Consider the following 21,072-nt stretch of genomic DNA (forward strand, 5'->3'; position numbering starts at 1 on the left):
GCGTGCTGGCCGAGACACCAAGCGCCTTGGCGGCGACTCTGATCGAAACAAGCTTGCTCATATTGCATAAGACCGCGCAACAATGAGCAAGTTCGAGCTGATTGTAAAAAGCCCTATTCTTGCACTCTATTTCCACCTCCTGAGCTTGCGTCAACGCACATCGCCTTCCTATCATGAAGCGAGACGTCGGACCAACCATCTGCGAGGTGCGTCATGGACACGCTGACGAATGGGCAATTCAATGAGTTGAGGGGGCTGTTGAGAGGAGAACTTCTCGAGGCCAACTCCGCGGGCTACGATGAGGCCCGCACCGTCTGGAATGCGATGATCGACCGCCGCCCGGCCGCCATCGTGCGCTGCGCCGGCACGGCCGACGTGCGCGCCTCGCTGGCCTATGCGCGCGACCACCAGTTGCGGCTGGCCGTGCGTGGCGGCGGCCACAACATCGCCGGCAGCGCGCTGTGCGATGACGGGCTGGTGATCGACCTGTCGCGCATGCGATCGGTGTACGTCGATCCGGAGCGCCGCCGCGCCTGGGTGGAAGGCGGCGCCATCCTGCGCGACTTCGACCACGAAGCCCAGGCCTACGGCCTGGCGACGCCGCTGGGCATCAATTCCACCACCGGCGTGGCGGGCCTGACATTGGGCGGCGGCTTCGGCTGGCTCAGCCGCACGCTGGGCCTGGCGGCCGACAACCTGCTGTCGGCCGAGATGATCACCGCCGACGCCCAGCGGCGGCAGGTGAGCGCGACCGACGATCCCGACCTGTTCTGGGCCATCCGTGGCGGCGGCGGCAATTTTGGCGTGGTCACGCGCTTCGAATTCGCCTTGCATCCGGTGGGGCCGCAGATCACGGCCGGGCTGATCGTGTACCCGTTCGCCCAGGCCCGCGAGGTCTTGCAGCAATACCGCGATGCGGTCGCTTCGATGGCGCCCGACCTCACGGTCTGGGCCGTCCTGCGCAAGGCGCCTCCGCTGCCGTTCCTGGCGCCGCAAGCGCATGGACAGGACGCGCTGGTGCTGCCGGTCTTTTCGCCGGCGCAGGGGCAGGCCGTGGACGCCGCCATCGCACGTATCGCCAGGCTGGGCGAACCGCTGGGCATGCACGTCGGACCGATGCCCTACAAGGCCTGGCAGCAGATCTTCGATCCCATGCTGACGCCGGGCGCGCGCAATTACTGGAAATCGCATAATTTCACGCATCTGAGCGACGAGGCCATCGACGTCGTCGTGCGCTACGCCGGCAACCTGCCCACATCCCAGTGCGAGATCTTTCTTGGATTGCTGGGCGGCCAGGCCGGGGCGCCATCCCCGCAGGCGACCGCCTATCCGCACCGCAACGCGCTGTACGTGATGAACGTGCACACGCGCTGGGAAGATCCGGCCGACGACGAACGCTGCATCGCCTGGGCACGCAGCTTCTTTGCCGATGCCGCGCCATATGCGAGCGGCGGCGTCTACGTCAACTTCATGCCGCAGGACGAAGGCGAGCGGTCGTTCGATGCCTATGGCGCCAATTATGCGCGCCTGGCGCAGATCAAGGCGACCTACGATCCCGACAATCTGTTCCACACCAACCAGAACATCCGGCCGGCATCCGCAACGGCGGCGGCCGGCTGACCGGCTGACCGGCTGACCGGCCGCGGTGTCGATGGCGTCGCGGATGCGGCGTCAGCGGCCGGAACGCGCCCTCGTTGTTCCCGCATTGCTCATTGCAGCAAGCGCCATCGCAAACGCCGATCAGGCCTTGGCACGTCATGAGGAAATCCGCCCGACTATTGTGCTAACAAAAGACCAACGTCCATTGCTCGCGCCATGATGCTAGACGTTTGAACCGGCGAGTCCAAGGCGCAATATCGCACGGATCATGCACATTTCTGGAGTTTGCCATGAGGTTGCCCCCTTTGCGACTGGCAGTGATGGCGTCCACCCTGTTGGCATTGCCAATCCATGCCAGTGCTCGCGATGCCACGTCCCCGCAGGCTATAACCCGCACTTACGCGCAGAATTACAAGGACATGGTGCTGGCAACCTGTCTGACCCGGGCCTATCGGAAAGACAGTGGCGTCGCAAAGGATGCCGGAAGCAGCATCAGCGCGTTGCGAGACTGGACGTACTTCGATATGGATCGGAGTCCGGACTCAGTCAATTCCTTGGTGGACAGCTACCTGGCACGGGATTATTCTAATCCGCTGGTCGAATCGGAAATCAAGGACGTGCGGTTCGATTTCTTGAAGTGCATGGACTTGTACCACAGCAAAGCGCTGAACGACCTGGCGAAGCGATTGGTCATTCATCCCAACCGTATTTATGAACAGGAATATCCTTCGCGACCGCAGGCGCACGGTACGAAAGCCAGATAGCACGCGACTGGATCTTCCCAAAGCATGGCGTGTGCACCAGGTTCCGAGTCAGTGGGAGCATGTGAACCATTCGGGCGGCTTGAGCAGGACTGACCTTGACCCGCCGGCCCGTCGTCCATGCGTCCAAACTCGGGGAGTATCCCGACTCTCATCCCCCGCCCCCATGACCCGCGCCGCCGACTTTACTCCCGGCAACGCCAGGTTCGCCTTTCCCTCATCCCCTCCACCTTGCACATGTCGGCCCCCGCAACGACATCATCGCCTCGCCACTTGCCCCTGGCGTTGATGCTTCGGTAGGTGGCGACTGCGCCCGGCCCGAATTTGTCACACTTGTCTGACTTGATGGATGGGTACTGCGGACCCGGTCGCCCGCGGCGTTGCCAGGCAACCGGATCGCCTCCCACTGCGCATGGGCGCACGGTCGCGCCCGGCCCGGCCCGGCACCCCATACTCATCTGTTCCAGACCAGGCATCCCGTGCCGGCCAGCGCACATCCTGCCTGCCTGCGCACACGATGTGCGGCGTTGTCTTACACGTGCCTGCCGAGATTGGATTTGCTGTTAGATTATCAATACCGAACAACGACCGTTGGCCCACTCTTCTTTCTGCCATGAAAACCTTTCACTGCGACAAGTGCTCACAACAGATATTTTTTGAAAACACCCTCTGCTTCAACTGCGACAGCACGCTTGGCTACCAGCCGGCCACGCGCAGCGTCAACAGCTTCGAGCAGACTGGGGACGGCCTGTGGCGCAGCCTGAACAGCATCGACGCAGGCAAGGTCTATAAACAGTGCAGCAATTATGTTCAGCACAATGTATGCAACTGGATGCTGCCTGCGGACGACCCGCACGATTTGTGCGCCTCGTGTCAGCTGACCGTCGTCATCCCGGCGCTGACGTCCGAAAAAAACCGCATCCTGTGGGCGCGTCTCGAAGCGGCCAAGCGCCGTCTGCTGTTTTCGCTGGCGACGCTGAACCTGACCCCCGCGTCGAAGGAAGCCGAGCCGGAGACCGGCCTTGCATTCCAGTTCCTGGAAGACGGCGTGACGGATCAGTCCGTAATGACCGGCCATGCCAACGGCGTGATCACCCTGAACATTGCCGAAGCCGATCCGGCCGAGCGCGAACGCACGCGCGAGCAGATGCACGAGCGCTATCGCACGCTGCTGGGTCATTTTCGTCACGAAAGCGGCCATTACTATTTCGACCGCCTGGTGGCCGGCAGCCCGTGGCTCGACGAATACCGCTCCCTGTTCGGCGACGAACGCCAGGATTATGGCGAGAGCCTGAAGCGCCATTACGAGAATGGGCCGGCCGACGACTGGGCCGAGCGTTTCGTGAGCAGCTATGCCAGCTCGCACCCATGGGAAGACTGGGCCGAGACCTGGGCCCACTACCTGCACATGATCGATACGCTGGAGACGGCGCACTCTTGCGGCCTGCAGCTCAAGCCGCGCCAGGCCGACGAGCCTGCGCTCGACGGCATCACCCTGCCGACCAGGACGGACGCGTTCGACGATACCCTGAGCGACTGGTTCGCGCTGACTTACGTGCTCAACAGCCTCAATCGCAGCATCGGGATGCCGGACTCCTATCCGTTCACGCTCAGCCCGCCGGTACTGGAAAAGCTGCACTTCGTGCACCGCGTCGTGCGCGCCCGGATCGGGAAAGAGACGGCCCCGGTCAAGCCGGCCGCGACGCCGGCGCCCGCCACGCAGGGAGCCTGAGCAGGCGCACCGTCATGACGCTCGGCGGCGCCGTTTTTCTCGAAACGGTGCAGCGCGCGCCATGCTGGTGCGTCCCGTCACGCCGTCTGGGTCTGGGTCATCCCGCCCAGGGTCTGCGTCTGCGACTGGGTCTGTCCCTGGTCCGGCGGGGCCGGCTCGATCGGGATCAGGAAGTCGCGGCTGATGCCGTTGCCCAGCGCGTCGACCGACGCCAGGAAGCGCGTCAGGAAGGCGTCCAGGCCTTCTTCGAGGATGTCGCCGATCGGGGCCGATTGCAGCATGGCGTACAGCTCCACGGCCAGGCGCTCGGTATCGTGCGACTGCGCATTACGCACGTCCTTCAGGTTGGCCACCACCGCGGCCATGCACGCCACCAGCGAGCGCGGCATTTTCTCTTGCAGTATCAATAGTTCGGCCACCCGCGTCGACGTGATGGCGTCCCGGTAGACCTTGCGGTAGGTCTCGAAGGCGGACACCGAGCGCAGCAGCGCCGCCAGCTGGTAGAACTCTGCCTGCGTCCCGGCCTGGGCGGCATCGGCGCCGCCGAACCTGAACTTGACGTCGAGGATGCGCGCCGTATTGTCGGCCCGTTCCAGGAAGGTGCCGAGGCGGATGAAGTTGAACGCCTCGTCCTGGAGCATGGTGCCCAGCGTGACGCCGCGTGACATGTGCGAGCGGTACTTGACCCATTCCAGGAACTGGCCGGGATCGTGCTCGAAGGTGCGCTTGTCGAGATGCTGCTGCAGCATCAGCCAGGTCGTGTTCTCGGTTTCCCACACCTCGGTGGTCAGGGCGCCGCGCACGGCGCGCGCATTCTCGCGCGCCGCGCGCAGGCAGCTCGTGATCGAGGACAGGTTGTCCGGATCGCGGACCATGAAGTCGATCACGTCCTTCTGCGTGAGCGCGGGGTATTTGGCCTCGAACTGCTCCTCCAGCTCGGACACGACCAGCATGCTGCGCCAGCCCTGCTGCTCGGCCTGCCCCGACTGCGGCATCAGCGAATGCTGGACCCGGACATCGAGCATGCGGGCCGTGTTTTCGGCGCGCTCGGTGTAGCGGGCCATCCAGAACAAGTGGTCTGCGGTGCGGCTCAACATGCTAGTTCTCCAGTATCCAGGTATCCTTGGTGCCGCCGCCCTGCGATGAATTGACCACCAGCGAACCTTCCCGCAGCGCCACCCGGGTCAGGCCGCCCGGCACCATCGACACGGTCTTGCCCGACAAGACGAAGGGACGCAGGTCGATGTGGCGCGGCGCGATGCCCGATTCGACATAGGTCGGGCACGCCGACAAGGCCAGCGTGGGCTGGGCGATATAGCCGTCCGGGTTGGCCACCAGGCGCTCGCGAAAGGCCTCGATCTCGGCGTGGGTCGAGGCCGGCCCGACCAGCATGCCGTAGCCGCCGGCGCCGTGTACTTCCTTCACCACCAGCTCGGGCAGCCGGGACAGGGTATAGGCCAGGTCTTCCTTTTTCCGGCACTGGTAGGTCGGCACATTGTTCAGGATCGGCTTTTCGCCCAGGTAGAATTCGATCATGTCCGGCACGAAGGGATAGATCGACTTGTCGTCGGCCACCCCGGTGCCGATGGCGTTGGCCAGGCCGACCCGCCCGGCGCGCACCGCGTCGAGCAGGCCCGGCACGCCCAGCGTGGACTCGGCGCGGAAGGCGCGTGGATCGAGGTAGTCGTCGTCGATGCGGCGATAGATGACGTCGACCTGCTTCGGCCCGCGCGTGGTGCGCATGTAGACGGTGTCGTCGCTGACATACAGGTCTTGCCCCTGCACCAGCGCCACACCCATCTGCTGGGCCAGGAAGGCGTGTTCGAAATAGGCCGAGTTGTGCATGCCGGGCGTGAGCACGACCACGGTCGGGTCAAGCGGTCCGTCCGGCGCCACGGTGCGCAGATTGTCGAGCAGCAGGTCGGGATAGTGCTCCACTGGCGCCACGCGGTTGCGCGCGAACAGGGCGGGGAACAGCCGCATCATCATCTTGCGGTTTTCCAGCATGTAGGACACGCCGGACGGCACTCGCAGATTGTCCTCCAGAACATAAAACTCGCCCTCACCTGCGCGCACGATGTCGACCCCGGCGATATGGGCGTAGATATTGGAAGGAACCTGGATGCCCTGCATGGCGGGGCGGTACTGCGCATTGTTCAGGATCTGCCCGGACGGAATGATGCCCGCCTTCAGGATATCCTGCCTGTGGTAGACATCGTGCAGGAAACGGTTCAGCGCCGTCACCCGCTGCACCAGGCCGGCCTGCAGCCTGGCCCATTCGGCGGCATTGATCACGCGTGGAATGATGTCGAACGGGATCAAGCGCTCCTTGCCGGCGTTGTCGCCATAGACCGCGAAGGTGATCCCCACCCGCTGGAAAGTCAGTTCGGCTTCGACCCGCTTTTGCGCGATCAGCTCCGGCGGCTGCGAGGCGAGCCAGCGCGCGAACGCGTCATAGTGAGGCCTTGCTGTTGCCGCAGAGGAATACATTTCATTGTAAAAGTTCGGCATTGGGCCCTCCAGTGGCATCAGTGCAATCAAGAAACGTGCCAGCTCGGCAAGGCCGCACGAACCCATTATATTGCGGGTATGAATCATGCTTATGCACAGTTGAAACAGGCATGTATCGATGTGCTGGTATTGTTCGTGATCTCTCCTATAAAGGCACGCCCGCATGGCTATCCGTATCGCGCTGCACCACAAGACCAGTTACCGCTACGACCGGCAAGTCACCCTCTCGCCGCATGAGGTGCGCCTGCGTCCGGCGCCGCACGCGCGCACGCCGATCCTGTCGTATTCGCTGTCGGTGCTGCCGCAGGAGCATTTCATCAACTGGCAGCAAGACCCATACGGAAATTACATCGGCCGCTTCGTGTTCCCGGAAAAAACGGATACGCTCGAGTTTACTGTCGACCTGGTCGCCGACATGACCGTCATCAATCCCTTCGACTTCTTCGTTGAGCAATATGCGGAGCATTTTCCCTTTGCCTATCCCGAGCAGTTGCAGGGGGAACTGAGCGCCTACGCCCAGCCTGAGCCGGCCGGCCCGCTGCTGCGGGCATGGGTGGCGGCGGCGCGGCGCGAGCTGCTGGCGGAGCCGATGAATACCGCCGACTTCCTGGTGGCGATCAACCAGCGCCTGCAGCGCGACATCGCTTATCTGCTGCGCATGGAGCCCGGCGTGCAGACGCCGGAAGACACGCTGGAGAAGCGCACCGGCTCGTGCCGCGACAGCGGCTGGCTGCTGGTGCAGATCCTGCGCACGATGGGGCTGGCGGCGCGTTTCGTTTCCGGCTACCTGATCCAGCTGCGCGCCGACCAGGAGGCGCTCGACGGTCCGAGCGGCGCCATCGAAGACTTCACCGACCTGCACGCGTGGACCGAGGTGTACATCCCCGGCGCCGGCTGGATCGGGCTCGACCCGACCTCGGGCATGCTGGCGGGCGAAGGCCATATCCCGCTCGCCTGCACGGCGCAGCCCTCGTCGGCGGCGCCGGTGACGGGCTTCAGCGACGAGGCCGAGGTCACGTTCGTCCACGAGATGACGATCACCCGCATCCATGAAGACCCACGCGTGACCAAACCGTATTCGGACGCCGACTGGCAGGCCATCGACCGCCTGGGCCGGCAGGTCGACGCCGATCTGCTGGCCCAGGACGTGCGCCTGACCCAGGGCGGCGAGCCCACCTTCGTCTCGATCGACGACATGGACGCGCCGGAGTGGAATACCCAGGCGCACGGCGAGCGGAAACGCGCGCTGGCCGGCACGCTGGCGCAGCGACTGAAGGACAGGTTCGCGCCGGGCGGGCTGCTCCACTACGGCCAGGGAAAATGGTATCCGGGTGAACCGCTGCCGCGCTGGGCGCTGAACATCTTCTGGCGCGTCGACGGCGAGCCGCTGTGGCGCGACCCCGACCTGTTTTCCAGCGAACACGTCGACGACGGCTATGGCGCCGCGGACGCCGCCCGTTTCGCCGCCGCGCTGGTCGATGCGCTCGGCCTGCCCGCCGGCAGCGTCATCCCCGCCTATGAGGACGTGCTGCTGCAGGCCCAGCGCGAGCAGGCGCTGCCGTCCAACCTCGATCCCCTGCAGGCAGACCTGGACGCGCCGGAGGAACGGCGCCGGCTGGCGCGCCTGCTCGAACGCGGCCTGGGCCAGGTGGCCGGCTACGTGCTGCCGCTGCAGGCCGCGGCCGGCGCCGGCTGGCGCACCTCGGCCTGGCCGCTGCGGCGCGAACACCTGTACCTGATCGAGGGCGACTCGCCGATCGGCCTGAGACTGCCGCTGGCCTCGCTGCCATGGGTGCTGGCGCAGGAACGCGATCCCGATGTCGAGGTCGACCCGTTCGCCCCGCGCGCCGCCCTGGCGCCCCTGCAAGAGGCCGTGCAAGCGGCGCCGGGCCGCGCTGGCGGCCAGCAGGCCGGCAGGACCGGCGCGCCGGGCGCGCCCTCAGAGCCTGCCGCGCGCGACGAGCCTGCCGCGCGCGAGGTGATCCACACCGCGCTGTGCGTCGAAGTGCGCGCCGGGCGCCTGCACGTCTTCATGCCGCCGCAGCAACGCCTTGAGGATTACCTGGCGCTGGTCGGCGCGGTCGAGGCCACCGCCGCCAGGCTCGGGATGCAACTGCGGATCGAAGGCTATGCGCCGCCGCGGGACCCGCGCGTCAAGCTGCTCAGCGTCACGCCCGACCCTGGCGTCATCGAAGTCAATATCCATCCGGCCGCCTCGTGGAACGAGCTGGTGCACAACGTGACGACCCTGTACCAGGAAGCGCGCCTCACGCGCCTGGGCACCGAGAAATTCATGCATGACGGCCGCCACACCGGCACCGGTGGCGGCAACCACGCCACCCTGGGCGGCGCCAGCGCCGAAGACAGCCCGATGCTGCGCCGTCCCGACCTGCTCAAGAGCCTGATCACCTACTGGCAGATCCATCCCGCCCTGTCCTACCTGTTTTCGGGGACCTTCATCGGACCGACCAGCCAGGCTCCGCGCGTGGACGAGGCGCGCGACGACAACCTGTATGAACTGGCGATCGCCTTCCAGCAGATGGACAAGGTGCTGCCGACCCTGCAGCCGGGCGACAAGCCGTGGATGGTCGACCGCCTGCTGCGCAACCTGCTGGTCGACCTGACCGGCAATACGCACCGCGCCGAATTTTCGATCGACAAGCTGTATTCGCCGGATGGCCCGACCGGCCGCCTGGGCCTGGTGGAGTTCCGCGCCTTCGAAATGCCGCCGCACGAACGTATGAGCCTGCTGCAAATGCTGTTGCTGCGGGCCCTGGTCGCGCGCTTCTGGCGCGAGCCCTGCGAGGCCGGGCTGGTGCACTGGGGCACCGCCCTGCACGACCGCTGGATGCTGCCGCATTTCGTCGCCCAGGATATCCGCGACGTCGCGCGCGACCTGCGCGCGGCCGGCTATGCCTTCGAAGACCACTGGTTCGAGCCCTTTATCGAATTCCGCTTCCCGCGCTTCGGCACCGTCGTCTACGAGGGCGTCGAGATGGAGCTGCGCCAGGCGATCGAGCCGTGGAACGTGCTGGGCGAAGAAGTCGCGGCCGGCGGCACCGCGCGCTACGTCGATTCGTCGGTCGAACGCATGCAGCTGCTGGTGCGCGGACTGACCGACGGCCGCCACGTGGTGGCCTGCAACGGCCGCATGCTGCCGCTGCACCCGACCGGCGTGCCGGGCGAGTACGTGGCCGGCGTGCGCTTTCGCGCGTGGAGTCCATGGTCGGCCCTGCATCCGAGCATCCGGGTCCAGGCGCCGCTGGTGTTCGACCTGGTCGACACCTGGAGCGGACGTGCGATCGGCGGCTGCACCTACCACGTGGTGCATCCGGGCGGACGCAATGAAACGGGCTCGCCGGTCAATGCCAATGCCGCCGAGGCGCGCCGTTTCGCCCGCTTCTGGCCGCATGGCCATACACCGGGTCCGATGACGGTGCGCAAGGAGCCGCTCAATCCTAGTTTCCCTATGACACTAGATTTACGCTGGCAGGCAGGCTAACCTGTCGCTTTCGTACCACCTGTAATCAGCAGCTTCGATGCCGAATCAACTACTTGCCCACTACCTGGCCGCGCCGGACAGTTTCGACGAAATGCTCGACGCGACCAAGGCGCCGCGCGCGCACTGGCGTGCGCTGCTGGACAACCTGGCGCACGAGGCGCCCGCCGTGATGCGCCAGCGCCAGCAGATGGTGCAGCGCCAGGTGCGCGAAAACGGGGTGAGCTACAACGTGCCCGCCGACGCCCACGGCCGGCAACGGCAGTGGGACCTGAACGTGCTGCCGCTGATCCTGCCGCACGAGGAATGGAGCGGCATCGAGGCCGCCGTGATCCAGCGCGCCACCCTGCTCAACAGGATCCTGGTCGACGTCTACGGCAAGGAGGAGATGCTGAGCGAAGGCCTGCTGCCGCCGGCGCTGATCCACGGCCACGCGGGCTTTTTGCGGTCCTGCCACGGCATGCGCCATCACGATGACGTCGCCCTGCACTTCTACGCGGTCGACCTGGCGCGCGCCCCGGACGGCCGCTGGTGGGTGATGGCCGACCGTACCCAGGCGCCCTTCGGCGCCGGCTATGCGCTGGAAAACCGCGCCATCATCGCCCCCACCTTCCCCGACCTGCTGCGCGAACTCAAGGTGCAGCCCCTGACCCGGTTCTTCCGCACCATGCACGAGAGCCTGGTGCACTGGGGCCGCCGGTGCGCGGCCGGCGGCGACGCGCCGGCGCCGCTGCGCGAGGGCGAAGCGCCGCTGATCGTGCTCCTGACGCCGGGCCCGCGCACCCAGAGCTACTACGAACAGGCCTACCTGGCGCGCTATCTCGGCCTGCCGCTGGTCGAAGGCGGCGACCTGACGGTGCGCGACGGCGTGGTCTACCTGAAAACCCTGGACGGCCTGCACCGGGTGCACGTGATCATGCGCCGGGTCGACGACGAATCGTGCGATCCGCTCGAACTGCAAAGCTCGTTGCTGGGCGTGGCCGGCCTGACCCAGGCCGCCATGCGCGGCAACGTGCTGGTCGCCAACAGCCTCGGCTCGAGCCTGCTCGAATCGGGCGCGCTTCTCGGCTTCCTGCCGGCGCTGTCGAAGCGCTTGCTGGGCGAGCCCCTCAAGATGCCGTCGGTGGCCACCTGGTGGTGCGGCGAAGATGCGGCGCTGGAAACCGTGGTCGCCAGGCTCGACCGGCTGGTGATCAAGCCCAGTTTCTCGCAACTGCCGCAAGCGGCCGTGTTCGGCCAGGACCTGGACGGCGCCGCGCGCGCAGCCTTCATCGCCCGCCTGCGCGCCAATCCCAACAATTACATCGCCCAGGAACTGGTGCGGCTGTCGCAGGCGCCGGTGTGGAACGACGGCGCCACGCCCGGCCTGCAGGCGCGCGCCATCGGCCTGCGGGTGTTCGCCTGCGCCACGCCGCATGGCTACGTAGTGATGCCGGGCGGCCTGACCCGGGTGGCCACCGGGCCCGATGCGCGCGTGCTGACGATGCAGATGGGCGGGGCCAGCAAGGATACCTGGGTCCAGGCGCGCTCCCGGGCCGCAGTGCACCGCCTGCAGAAACGCAGCATCACGGGCGCCGACCTGGTGCGCGAAGACAGCAACCTGTCGAGCCGCATGGCAGAGAATCTGTTGTGGTTCGGGCGCCATGTCGAGCGTTGCGACAATATCGCGCGCCTGCTGCGGGTCGCGCTCCATTTCCTGTTCAACGTGCGCTTCGACCAGCGCGGCGCCGAGTGGCCGACCGTCGAGGCGCTGTGCATCTGGTTCGGGCTGATCGACGCCGAAAAGAAAGCGCCGGCGCCGGGGCCTGGCGAAGGGCCGGGCCAGGCCAGCGCCATCTTCACCGATGCCGAGATGGAGGCGGCCCTGATGCTGGCGGTGGTCTCGCCGAACGTGCCCGGCCTGGCGCGCCAGCAGCAACAGTTGTACCGGATCGCCGGCCAGCTGCACGAACGCTTCTCGGTCGACAACTGGCGCGCGCTGAACCGCATGGTGCAGCCGGCTTCCGCGCCCGGCGAGCGGCCGTCGCAGTCGGGCGTGATGACGATCCTCGACGACGCCACGTCCGCGCTGATGACGCTGGCCGGGTTCGCCTTCGACGGCATGACGCGCGACCTCGGCTGGCGCTTCATGTCGCTCGGCCGCCGCCTGGAGCGCCTGCAGTTCCAGAGCCTGGTGCTGCAGCGCGCGCTCGCAATGGACGAGAACGGCAATCTGGAATGGCTGCTCGAACTGTCCGACAGCATCGTCACCTACCGCGCGCGCTACCGTACCCAGCCCGAGTGGCTGCCGGTGCTCGACCTGCTGCTGCTCGACGAGACCAACCCGCGCTCGATCCTGTTCCAGCTCAATGGCATCCTGAGCACCCTGGCCCGCATCGCGCAGACCCAGGGCGCCTGCGGCGCGGACACGCTGGCGTCCCTGAAGGACGAGTTGATCGGGCTCGACCCGGGCGCCGACCTGAACCACGGCAATGCGATGCTGAGCGGCCTGCTGCACCGCATCAGCCTGGCCAGCGCGGCCCTGTCCGAGCAGATCAGCGTGCAATTTTTCAGCTATACCGACAACGGCCGCCAAAGGAACCGCAGCTCATGATCGCGCAGCGCATGCACACGCAGCTCATGGACACGCAGTTCATGAACAATCCGCCGGCGGGCGCCGGAACCTGCGCGCGCTATCGCGTGGTGCATGAAACGCGCTACGTCTACAGCAGCCCGGTCACCCTGTCGCAGCAATACCTGCACCTGACACCGCGCTCCTTCCCCTGCCAGCAGACCGAGTCTCACCTGATCTGGCTCGATCCGGTCGTCAACGACAGCAAGGACGGCGTCGATTACTTTGGCAACCTGACCCGCCACGTGGCGCTGAGCGTGCCGCATGACAGCCTGCTGGTGCACGCCGAATCGACGGTGTCGCTGCGCGCGCGCCACACCCTGGCGCAGATCGCCGGGACGCTGCCGTGGGAAGGCGTGCGCGACATGATGGGCAAGGAAAAAAGCGCCGCCACCCTGGAAGCCTGCCGCTATCTGTACGCCTCGCCGCATGTCACCAGCTTCCCCGAGCTCGAAGCCTACGCCCGCGCCAGCTATACCCCGGGCCGGCCGCAGCTCGATGCCGCGCTGGACCTGACGTACAGGATCTTCGACGACTTCGAATTCGATGCCAAGGCGACCGATATCTCGACCCCGCTCGAGCAGGTGCTGCGCGGCCGGCGCGGCGTGTGCCAGGACTTCGCCCAGCTGATGATCGGCTGTCTGCGCAGCATCGGCCTGCCGGCGCGCTATGTGAGCGGCTATATCCTGACCCACCCACCCGAGGGCAAGCCGCGCCTGATTGGCGCCGATGCCTCGCACGCGTGGGTGTCGGTGTTCTGCCCGGCGCTGGGCTGGGTCGATTTCGATCCGACCAACCGCTGCCTGGTGCAGCATGAACACATCACGCTGGGCTGGGGACGCGACTTCAGCGACGTGACCCCGCTGCGCGGCATCGTGCTCGGGGGCGGCAAGCAGGAGCTCGACGTCCAGGTGACGGTGACGCCCTTGCCGTTGCTCCAGGAGCCTGTCCGGTAGGCTCCTGGAGGCGTGACTAGACGCCGTCCTTGTGCCCAAGCCCGACAGGGATGGGCATGCCCACGCCGCCGCCGCCCATGCCGCCGCCGCCGCGGCTTCCGGCGCCGCCGGCCTCGCCTTTCGCACGGCCGCCACCACCCTGCGTGCGCGTCGGCCCCTGCAGCGGAATCATCACCTCGCCCGGCATCGGATCGAGATCGAGCGCCGCGCGGACAAACGTGCGCAGGCTGACGACCAGCTCCGCCGTATGAATGGGCCGCCCCGCCGCCAGGTCGGCCGCCGCCTGCGCCGCCAGCCGGCAGTGCTCTTCGGTGCCGAGCAGCAGGATGTCCGCCAGCGCGGCTTCGACGGCGTCGCGGATGCGGCGCGAGCGGTCCGAGCTCGCCGTTGCCTCGCCCAGCCCCATGCCCTCCTCGCCCACTTCGCTCGCTTGGCCGCGCTCGCGCACCTCGCGCAAATGCGTCGGATCGACCGTCAATTGCCCGGTGAACGAGCCGCCCAGGGTGCGGTAGGCGGCGATCAGGGTTTTCAGGCGTTCGTTGATCTGGCGATTCATGCGCTCGCGCCGCTGCTGGATGGTCTGCATCATGAGGATGCGGATGCCCACGCCCAGCAAGGTCAACACGGCGAGCCCGATGATGGTGGTCATCGCGCCTTGCCACGAACTGAAATCCATATAGCGCATGCTGGTCACGGTAGCGTTGTCGATGTCTCTTAGAGCCTATCCCGGTAGGTGGGGGGAAGCTCATGCCGATGCTTGGCGGGTGTGAGCAAGGCGCGAGGAGGCCGCATGGCGAGCCATGCAACGACGAGCAACGCAGCGCACACTTGCCAGGCGCGGCAGGAGCGACTCCCACCTACCGGGATAGGCTCTTATTGTATCTGCCGGAAACATACCGGCGCGCCGCGCTCGCATCATGGTCGAATCGCCAACTTCTTGCGCTAACAAAAAGACAATGTTTTATGCCTGAGGGATGATGGATCCAGCCCCTTCGCACATCCGGCATGTCCACCATGCGTGATCCGGGCGCCCCCTGATACAGCGCTGCGGCGCTCTCTCTTATCTCGACAAGGACATTCGACCATGGCTTCGGTACTCTCAAGAATCATACGCACGGCCACAGCACTGCTGGCATGCGCCGTCGCGCTTGCCGCACCCGCCGGCGCCGCGGTCCTGACGACCTCGCTGTCAAGCCCTGCGGTCACCGTGGGACAGCAATTCTCCCTCGACGTCATGGTCGGCGACCTGGCGCCGGGCCAGGCCCTGGCGGGGTTCGACCTCGACCTGGTATTCGATCCCGCACTGGTTGCGCCGGTGAGGGCCGAGTTCGGCCACTACCTGGGCGAAGTCGATGTCGACCAGCTGACCCACGCGCTCTTCGGAGCAGGCCGGGCGGACTTCGCCGCAGTATCGCTGCTGGACGGCACGACCCTGATCGGCTTGCAGCCCGGGACGTTCCCGCTCGCGCGGCTGGTGTTCACGGCGCTTGCCCCCGGCGCCGTGTCGATCGACTTCGACCTGCTGGCGGCGCCGGGCCTGCTGCTCAGTGACGGATTCGGCGAGGCCATCGCCGTCAGCGCCGTCCACGGCGCCGTCGTCGACATCGGCACGGCCACTAGTGTCCCGGAGCCGTCCACACTGGCCTTGTTCATGCTGGGCGCCGTCCTGGCCCCCGGCGGCATTCCACTGATCCGCGGCCGCCGCGCCGCCCTGTGACGCGTGGCGCGCTGGCTCGCCGCGGCCGCACCCGCGCTGCTGGTGGTGAGCGTGCTGTACGCCCGCTGTTCCGGCAACGACAAGGCGCCCTTCGTGGTCGTGGGGGTACTGGGGCTGACTGCCGTCCTGGCCGTGGCGCTGCTGCTGCGCGCCCTCGTGGTAGGGAGCCTGCACGCCTGGCGCAGCGCCGCGCTGGCGATGCTGCCGCTGCTGTACGCGGCGATCGCCATCGCGCTGGCGCGGCAGGGGTGGGTGGACCTGATGTCGTTTCTTGGTTTTCGATGAACCTTGCTCGGGAGATGGAATGCAATCTGCAAAACTGAGGCTGGCGGGCCTGGTGGGCCTGCTGGTCGGCGTCGTCGCCATACCGGCGGCGATCGCGTTCAAGCCGACCCAGGAGTTTGGCCATGTCGGCATCGTCAGGGACGCGCTGACCCGGATCACCGTCCCGGCGCCCGGTGGCGGTACCTACCGGTTTTCCGAACGCGCCATCCTGGAAGTACGCGACAGCACGGCCGGCGTCGACGAGATCGTCTCTTCGCGCGGAGAGCTGTCGGTACCCACTGCCCACTGCGACGACGAGCTGCTGCCGGAATGTTCGCAGCGCATCATCGCGATCAAGAATGCAGCGATCGGCCTGCTCGCGGCGCCGGCGCCGGATGGCGAAGGCGCGCGCCGCCAGGTCGGCCGGGCGCTGCACACGCTGCAGGACTTTTTCTCGCACAGTAACTGGATCAATATTTCCGGCGGCCAGCCGGGCCTGGGCACCATGGTGCTCCCACGCCTGGCCGCCAGCCAGGACACCTGCGAGCGCGGCCTGTCGTCGATCGGCTCAGGCACCCTGGCCGCCTTTGGCCTGAGTTTCCCGACGACCGGCTATTTCAATCCCTTCCTGGCGCCGCCCGAAGGCAAGTGCAACCATGGACTGCTGCTCGACCCCGGCATCCACAAGGATGCGCCGGGCCGCGCCGGCCACGCGCCCGCGCGCGCCGCCGCGGTGGACGCGACCGAGAGCCTGATCCGCCAGATCCTCGCGGCGCCCGGCGTCGCGGGCAACGACAAGGCGATCCGCGCCTTCCTCGACATGCGCGGCGCGGTCGGCTTCGTGGTCGACGACACCGGCAGCATGGGCGGCGTGATCGCCGGGGTCAAGTCGTCCATCGCCCGGATCGTCGAGACGGTGCGCACCGGGCCCAACCAGCCCGACCGCTACCTGCTGGTCAATTTCGGCGATCCCCAGGTCGGCGCCGCCTTCGTCACGGCCGACGCCGCGGCGCTGCTGGCGCGCGCCAATTCCCTGTTCGCCTCCGGCGGCGGCGACTGTCCGGAACTGTCCATGGCCGGCACGCTGCGCGCGATCAACGCCGCGCCGAACGGCTCCCAGCTGTATGTCTTCACCGATGCCTCCGCCAAGGATGCCGCCCTGTCCGGCAACGTCGTCACCCAGGCCAATGCCAAGGACATCACCGTCACGTTCCTTACCTTCGGCTCGTGTTCACCGATCGATCCAGCCTATTACACCATTGCGGCCGAGACCGGCGGCCAGTTGTACGCGCTGCAGCGCACGGCCGAAGAAACCGAGAAAATTTTCGGTCTGGTGATGCCCTACGTGAGCGCCAGCCCACGGCCCCTGCTGGCCGCCAAGGGCACCGTCGGCGGTGCGCGCAACCTGCAGTTCCCGGTCGACCGCACGCTGCGCAGCCTTCAGGTATCGGTCGCGGTCGACGCCGGTGCGAGTGCGCGCCTGTTCGATCCGGCCGGCCGCGAGGTGGTCGACGGCACGGCGGGCCTGACGGTCACCACCTTGACGGGTGGCAAGCTGATCGCCCTGACGGCGCCTACCGCCGGTAACTGGCGGCTGGCGTTGGCCGGCGTCGGCAACTACGACGTCTCGGTGTCGGGCGACAGCCCTCTGGAACTGAACCGTTTCGAGTTCGTCGAAACGCGCGGACGCGAAGGCCACGAAGGCCTGTACCCGATCAAGAGCCAGCCGCTCGCACGCGCCACCCAGCAGGCGCGCGCGACGATGCTCGGCGCATTCGATACCGCGCAATTTGCGCTGGTGAACGAGGCCGGCGACACCATCGCCCAGCTGCCCGCCACGCGCCGCGCCGGAGAGACCATGCCCGACGAATTCCTGGCGGACTTCGTGCTGCCCACGCAGCCGTTCCGCGTCATGGTGAGCGGACGCCTGGCCACGGGCGACGCGTTCCAGCGCATCCATTCGCCGGTGTTCCTGGGCCGTACCGTCAAGGTCGAGGCGCTGGGCGGCGGCTTCGGCGCCTTCAGTCCGGGACAAAGCTACGTGGTGCGCTTCCGCGTGACGAACCTGGGCGCCCAGGACACCTTCGCCGTGAACGCCACCGACGAACGCGGATTCGTCGAGGATTATCCCCGCAGCCTCGTGCTGGGACCGAACGCGTCCGCCCTGGTCGACGTGCGGATCGCCATCCCCGCCGCCACGCCGGTGGGCACGACCAATGCCGTCTCGCTGGCGGTCAGGGGAGCGTCGTCGGCCAACGGCACGGTGTTCACGCAGGTCGTGCGCGCCGCGACACTGGCGGGCGATGTCGACGGCGACGGCGACGTCGACCGTGACGATGCCCAGTTGGTGTTCATGGCGCGCAACCAGTCCGCTTCCGGCGACGCCGACCCGCGCGACATGGACCGTGACGGCCGTGTGACCGTGCTGGATGCACGCAAGGTCAGCCTGGCCTGCACCCGTCCATCGTGCGCACGGCAATAGCAACTCGGGCGGCCGCGGCGATCAGCGCCGCGGCCGCGCCTTTGCCCCGTGTCCGCGCCTGTGTCCGTGCCTGTGCCCGATAAACGTCAGCCTGCAGTTTTCCCCCGGTTGTCACACGCCTGTCGTTACGCAGGCGGTTGATGGTCGACAGTGCTCAGGTCCGTGTTCACGGCAGACCGGCCACCGCAATCGGATGCGGGGACATCATGTACAAAAGCGGCAAGAAGCGCTTGATCCTCGACGCGGACGGGGCCACCATCGATGCGGCATTTTCCCGCCATGGGGTGGTGATCGGCGACGAGACCCGGTTCAAGCCGCCCAGTCCGGCGCCGCCGCCCATCAGCAGCAAGGTCGCCTGCGCGGGGGCGAGGCCGAGCTCACGGGCGCATTCAGCGCGCCCGAGCGGCCTTGCGAACGCCGGCATGGTCGGCATGCCGGCCACATGGACCGCATGCGCCGGGACGCCCGGCTCGTACAGCCGCAATGCCACCTCGTCGTTGGCGGCCGGCGTCAGTGACCGGCAGCGCTCAGGTAGCCACAGGTGTCGATGACCACTTTGTTGGCAAACAAATCTTTCTTGAGCGACAGGAAGGGCTTGTGATTGACTAACATGAGGACGATCTGCGCACGCGCCAGCGCGTCCTGCGGCATGCGTAATTCACCCTTGTCCAGGCTGGCAGGCAGGGCCGAGATATTCGGTTCGACCACGATCACGCGGCAGGCGGGAAATTTCGCGATCCCAGCCACGATATCGAGTGCCGGACTTTCCCGCAGGTCGTCGATGTCGGGCTTGAAAGCCAGGCCGAAGCAGGCGATCGTCACCTCGGATGGCATGCGCTCGGGGTTCGCTGCCATGAAATTTTCGACTTCATCCTTTACCTTGTCCAGCACCCAGTGCGGCTTGCCGTCATTGACCTCACGCGCCGCCCTGATCAGCCTTGCCTGCTCCGGTGCGCTGTGCACGATGAACCAGGGATCGATCGCGATACAGTGGCCGCCCACGCCCGGGCCAGGGCGCAGGACGTTGACGCGCGGATGGCGGTTCGCCAGCGCGATCAGTTCCCACACATCGATCCCGAGCTCGCCGCAGATCAGGGACAATTCATTGGCGAAAGCGATGTTCACGTCACGATAGGAATTCTCTGTCAGCTTGCACATCTCCGCGGTGCGCGAATCGGTTTCGAAGCACGTTCCCTGCACAAAGGTCTCATAGAGCTCGATAGCGCGCGCCGAGCAGGCCTTGGTGATGCCGCCGATGATGCGATCGTTGGATACCAGCTCATGGATCACCCTGCCCGGCAGCACACGTTCAGGGCAGTAGGCGATATGGATGTCGGTCTCGTCGTCCGGTCCGAGAGGAATTTTCAGGTCGGGGCGCGTTGCGGCCAGCCATTTCGCCAGGTTCTGGGTGGTGCCGACCGGCGACGTCGATTCGAGAATGACGAGGTCGCCTTTCTTGAGAACCGGCGCGATCGAACGCGCCGCTGCTTCCACATGGCTGACGTCGGGCTCATGATTGCCCTGGAACGGCGTCGGCACGGCAATCAGGAAGGCGTCGGCCGGTTGCACGGTCGTGGACGCCTTCAGGTAGCCCTGGTTGACGGCCGCGGCGACGATCATGTCGAGGTCCGGCTCGACGATGTGCGTCCGGCCAGTGTTGATCGTGTCGACCGCATCCTGATTGACATCCACGCCGATCACGTTCTTCTTGCGCGATGCAAACATTGCGGCGGTCGGGAGGCCGATGTAACCCAGACCGATGATCGAGACCACTTCAAAGCTGCTGCCCATGTTTTTCCCTCAGAAAATTAAGGATGCGCATTGCGGCTTTGCCGTCGCCATAGGGATTGATGGCCGAACTCATGCGCTGGTATTCGGCCGGGTCGTTCAGGAGCGTGCGCACGCCTTCGACGATGGACTCGACGCCGGTACCGACCAGGCGCGCGGTGCCTGCCGCCACGGCCTCCGGGCGCTCGGTGGAGTCGCGCATGACGAGAACGGGCTTGCCGAGCGACGGCGCTTCTTCCTGGATGCCGCCGGAGTCGGTCAGGAGGACCGCGGCGCAATTCATCAAATACACGAACGGCAGGTAACCCACGGGATCGATCAGGTGCACATTGGGGGCGTCCGCGAGCATGCTTCGCACGGGCTCCTGCACGTTCGGGTTCAGGTGGACAGGGAACAGCACTTCGACGCCGGGCCAACGGCTGATTTCACGCAAGGCAAGACAGATGTTCTTGATACCATCGCCGAAATTCTCGCGGCGGTGGCCTGTCACCAGGATCAGTCTTTTCTGGCGATCGAGAAAACAGAATCGAGATTCCATCTCGGATCGCAAACACGCGTCGCTGTCCAGGCGCGTGACGACATCCAGCAAGGCGTCGATCACGGTATTGCCCGTGACACAAATATTCGCGGCGTCCACGCCTTCGTTCAACAGATTCCGCCTGGCGTGCTCGGTCGGCGCGAAATGCAGGCTGGCGATGACGCCGGTCAGGCAGCGGTTGACCTCTTCCGGCCATGGCGAATAGATATTGCCGGTCCGTAGCCCCGCTTCCACATGCCCGACCGGAATTCTTTCGTAATAGGCAGCAAGGCTGGCAGCAAAGGTCGTGGTCGTGTCCCCATGCACGAACACATAATCGGGACGCCACGCGCGCAGCACCGTGCGCATACCCGTAAGAACCTTCGACGTGATGTCGGAGAGATCTTGGCCCGGCGCCATGAGATTCAGGTCGAAATCGGGCGTGAGCGAGAACACGTCCAGTACCTGATCCAGCATGTGCCGATGCTGGGCAGTCACGCAGATCCTGGTCTCGACGTCGGGACGTTCCGCCAGCGCTCGCACGACGGAAGCCATCTTGATTGCTTCCGGGCGCGTTCCGAATACGGTGACAACTTTAAGAGGCATCTCGTCGTTTGCGACCATGTGCGCAAACG

General features: G+C 66.3%; 15 protein-coding genes. 9 read left to right on the plus strand and 6 right to left on the minus strand.

Annotated elements, in window-relative coordinates; genetic code table 11:
- The first annotated feature begins 213 nt into the window (after positions 1-213).
- From ABIB38_RS17760 to ABIB38_RS17770, 3 genes are all read left to right on the plus strand, one after another.
- On the plus strand, positions 214-1,620 hold the full coding sequence (locus ABIB38_RS17760) for an FAD-binding oxidoreductase (protein WP_429205852.1): 1,407 nt from the start codon (positions 214-216) through the stop codon (positions 1,618-1,620).
- A 269-nt stretch (positions 1,621-1,889) separates the two neighbouring features.
- Positions 1,890-2,363 (plus strand): type VI secretion system amidase immunity protein Tai4, encoded by a 474-nt coding sequence (locus ABIB38_RS17765; RefSeq protein ID WP_429205853.1) that lies wholly within the window; start codon positions 1,890-1,892, stop codon positions 2,361-2,363.
- A gap of 610 nt (positions 2,364-2,973) precedes the next feature.
- On the plus strand, positions 2,974-4,092 hold the full coding sequence (locus ABIB38_RS17770) for a zinc-binding metallopeptidase family protein (protein ID WP_429205854.1): 1,119 nt from the start codon (positions 2,974-2,976) through the stop codon (positions 4,090-4,092).
- Positions 4,093-4,169: 77 nt separating this feature from the next.
- Here the strand turns inward: ABIB38_RS17770 and ABIB38_RS17775 are convergent, their stop codons facing one another.
- Both ABIB38_RS17775 and ABIB38_RS17780 read right to left on the minus strand, forming a co-directional pair.
- Complete coding sequence (locus tag ABIB38_RS17775) at positions 4,170-5,189, minus strand: alpha-E domain-containing protein (protein WP_429205856.1); 1,020 nt, start codon at positions 5,187-5,189, stop codon at positions 4,170-4,172.
- Between the two features lies 1 nt (position 5,190).
- On the minus strand, positions 5,191-6,603 hold the full coding sequence (locus tag ABIB38_RS17780; protein ID WP_429205858.1) for a circularly permuted type 2 ATP-grasp protein: 1,413 nt from the start codon (positions 6,601-6,603) through the stop codon (positions 5,191-5,193).
- Positions 6,604-6,766: 163 nt separating this feature from the next.
- On the opposite strand from ABIB38_RS17780, the gene ABIB38_RS17785 reads away from it, so the two are divergent.
- The 3 genes from ABIB38_RS17785 to ABIB38_RS17795 are packed head-to-tail and all read left to right on the plus strand — an operon-like array spanning position 6,767 to position 13,669.
- Positions 6,767-10,105 (plus strand): DUF2126 domain-containing protein, encoded by a 3,339-nt coding sequence (locus ABIB38_RS17785; RefSeq protein WP_429205860.1) that lies wholly within the window; start codon positions 6,767-6,769, stop codon positions 10,103-10,105.
- Positions 10,106-10,142: 37 nt separating this feature from the next.
- Positions 10,143-12,695: a circularly permuted type 2 ATP-grasp protein gene (locus ABIB38_RS17790; protein ID WP_429205861.1), complete on the plus strand. Its 2,553-nt coding sequence runs from the start codon at positions 10,143-10,145 to the stop codon at positions 12,693-12,695.
- Between the two features lie 26 nt (positions 12,696-12,721).
- On the plus strand, positions 12,722-13,669 hold the full coding sequence (locus ABIB38_RS17795) for a transglutaminase family protein (RefSeq protein WP_429205999.1): 948 nt from the start codon (positions 12,722-12,724) through the stop codon (positions 13,667-13,669).
- Between the two features lie 16 nt (positions 13,670-13,685).
- Here the strand turns inward: ABIB38_RS17795 and ABIB38_RS17800 are convergent, their stop codons facing one another.
- Positions 13,686-14,354 (minus strand): hypothetical protein, encoded by a 669-nt coding sequence (locus ABIB38_RS17800; protein ID WP_429205863.1) that lies wholly within the window; start codon positions 14,352-14,354, stop codon positions 13,686-13,688.
- A gap of 399 nt (positions 14,355-14,753) precedes the next feature.
- Here ABIB38_RS17800 and ABIB38_RS17805 point away from each other — a divergent pair, with 399 nt between their 5' ends.
- Genes ABIB38_RS17805 through ABIB38_RS17815 form a run of 3 tightly spaced genes read left to right on the plus strand, consistent with a single transcriptional unit; the run spans position 14,754 to position 18,132 of the window.
- Complete coding sequence (locus ABIB38_RS17805; protein WP_429205864.1) at positions 14,754-15,386, plus strand: cohesin domain-containing protein; 633 nt, start codon at positions 14,754-14,756, stop codon at positions 15,384-15,386.
- Between the two features lie 3 nt (positions 15,387-15,389).
- Entirely contained in the window at positions 15,390-15,671 is a 282-nt protein-coding gene (locus ABIB38_RS17810; protein WP_429205866.1) for a hypothetical protein, read from the plus strand.
- A 19-nt stretch (positions 15,672-15,690) separates the two neighbouring features.
- Positions 15,691-18,132 (plus strand): hypothetical protein, encoded by a 2,442-nt coding sequence (locus ABIB38_RS17815; protein WP_429205867.1) that lies wholly within the window; start codon positions 15,691-15,693, stop codon positions 18,130-18,132.
- A 166-nt stretch (positions 18,133-18,298) separates the two neighbouring features.
- Here ABIB38_RS17815 and ABIB38_RS17820 read toward each other — a convergent pair whose 3' ends face one another.
- The 3 genes from ABIB38_RS17820 to wecB are packed head-to-tail and all read right to left on the minus strand — an operon-like array spanning position 18,299 to position 21,043.
- Complete coding sequence (locus tag ABIB38_RS17820; protein ID WP_429205868.1) at positions 18,299-18,616, minus strand: hypothetical protein; 318 nt, start codon at positions 18,614-18,616, stop codon at positions 18,299-18,301.
- Between the two features lie 26 nt (positions 18,617-18,642).
- Entirely contained in the window at positions 18,643-19,923 is a 1,281-nt protein-coding gene (gene wecC / locus ABIB38_RS17825; RefSeq protein ID WP_429205870.1) for a UDP-N-acetyl-D-mannosamine dehydrogenase, read from the minus strand.
- The gene (gene wecB / locus ABIB38_RS17830; RefSeq protein ID WP_429206000.1) at positions 19,907-21,043 is read right to left on the minus strand and encodes a non-hydrolyzing UDP-N-acetylglucosamine 2-epimerase; all 1,137 of its coding nucleotides are present in this window, start codon (positions 21,041-21,043) and stop codon (positions 19,907-19,909) included. The genes wecC and wecB overlap by 17 nt, the downstream gene beginning before the upstream one ends.
- Between the last annotated feature and the right edge of the window lie 29 nt (positions 21,044-21,072).

The organism is Massilia sp. UYP11, from assembly GCF_050434805.1.
GTDB lineage: Bacteria > Pseudomonadota > Gammaproteobacteria > Burkholderiales > Burkholderiaceae_D > Telluria.

Bases quoted from the DNA above. Each gene is read 5' to 3' on its own strand.
- ABIB38_RS17775 (WP_429205856.1), bottom strand. From the start codon at position 5,189: ATGTTGAGCCGCACCGCAGACCACTTGTTCTGGATGGCCCGCTACACC.
- ABIB38_RS17765 (WP_429205853.1), top strand. From the start codon at position 1,890: ATGAGGTTGCCCCCTTTGCGACTGGCAGTGATGGCGTCCACCCTGTTG.
- wecB (WP_429206000.1), bottom strand. From the start codon at position 21,043: ATGCCTCTTAAAGTTGTCACCGTATTCGGAACGCGCCCGGAAGCAATC.
- ABIB38_RS17780 (WP_429205858.1), bottom strand. From the start codon at position 6,603: ATGCCGAACTTTTACAATGAAATGTATTCCTCTGCGGCAACAGCAAGG.
- ABIB38_RS17805 (WP_429205864.1), top strand. From the start codon at position 14,754: ATGGCTTCGGTACTCTCAAGAATCATACGCACGGCCACAGCACTGCTG.
- ABIB38_RS17790 (WP_429205861.1), top strand. From the start codon at position 10,143: ATGCCGAATCAACTACTTGCCCACTACCTGGCCGCGCCGGACAGTTTC.
- ABIB38_RS17770 (WP_429205854.1), top strand. From the start codon at position 2,974: ATGAAAACCTTTCACTGCGACAAGTGCTCACAACAGATATTTTTTGAA.
- ABIB38_RS17815 (WP_429205867.1), top strand. From the start codon at position 15,691: ATGCAATCTGCAAAACTGAGGCTGGCGGGCCTGGTGGGCCTGCTGGTC.
- ABIB38_RS17795 (WP_429205999.1), top strand. From the start codon at position 12,722: ATGGACACGCAGTTCATGAACAATCCGCCGGCGGGCGCCGGAACCTGC.
- ABIB38_RS17800 (WP_429205863.1), bottom strand. From the start codon at position 14,354: ATGCGCTATATGGATTTCAGTTCGTGGCAAGGCGCGATGACCACCATC.
- ABIB38_RS17785 (WP_429205860.1), top strand. From the start codon at position 6,767: ATGGCTATCCGTATCGCGCTGCACCACAAGACCAGTTACCGCTACGAC.
- wecC (WP_429205870.1), bottom strand. From the start codon at position 19,923: ATGGGCAGCAGCTTTGAAGTGGTCTCGATCATCGGTCTGGGTTACATC.
- ABIB38_RS17760 (WP_429205852.1), top strand. From the start codon at position 214: ATGGACACGCTGACGAATGGGCAATTCAATGAGTTGAGGGGGCTGTTG.